This window comes from Streptomyces sp. MMG1533 (genome assembly GCF_001279775.1).
Classification (GTDB): domain Bacteria; phylum Actinomycetota; class Actinomycetes; order Streptomycetales; family Streptomycetaceae; genus Streptomyces.
In genome coordinates this window covers 1-275 of record NZ_LGDG01000184.1, presented here as the reverse complement: position 1 = coordinate 275, position 275 = coordinate 1, and the positions used below count along the sequence as shown (strand labels likewise).

At 69.1% G+C, this 275-nt stretch carries 1 protein-coding gene; it reads right to left on the bottom strand.

Features of this window, described 5'->3' with window-relative positions; genetic code table 11:
* Window positions 1–275: RHS repeat domain-containing protein (locus ADK57_RS18800; protein ID WP_159050098.1), on the bottom strand; the 275-nt coding region annotated here is incomplete at both ends.

Here is a 275-nt window from a genome sequence, read left to right as displayed (position 1 = left end):
GTCGGGTCCGTGATCGCGACGGGGCGGCCGAAGGTGTCACGTTCGTAGCGCGTGACCGCGCCCAGTGGGTCCGTGATCTGGAGGGGGAGGCCTGCGCGGTCGCATACGACGGTTGTCGTGTGGCCGAGTGGGTCGGTCACTGAGGTGAGGTGGCCCGCCTCGTTGTGAGCGAAGCGGGTGGTCTGGCCGGACGAGGTGGTCATCGACGTGCGGTTGCCGCGTTCGTCGTACGTCTGGCGGACGACCGTGCCGTCCGTCCTCACCACCTTCACCGG